Consider the following 295-nt stretch of genomic DNA (forward strand, 5'->3'; position numbering starts at 1 on the left):
GGTTTAAATCCTCCATGAAGCGGTGAAACGCATCGTGGATCGGATAGCGTAAGATCTCCCAGTCCTGCTGCCTCTTTTCATCCCACTCGCGGAGCTGGCCAAACTCATTGCCCATAAAGTTCAGTTTTTTTCCGGGATGGGCGTACATATAGAGATAAAGCGCGCGGGCCTGCGGGAACTTTCCCTCATACGCCCCGTACATTTTCTGCAGGATGGTCACTTTTCCATGAACTACCTCGTCATGGGACAACGGAAGCAGGTACCGTTCCTGATAAAAATACTGCATGGAGAATGT

General features: G+C 50.2%; 1 pseudogene. It reads right to left on the bottom strand.

The window, feature by feature from the left end:
- A pseudogene (locus NE473_RS31665) lies at positions 1-295 on the bottom strand (glycogen-branching enzyme); the annotation flags it as partial.

This window comes from Hungatella sp. SL.1.14, assembly GCF_024460495.1.
In the GTDB taxonomy this organism is placed as follows: Bacteria; Bacillota; Clostridia; order Lachnospirales; family Lachnospiraceae; genus Hungatella; species Hungatella hathewayi.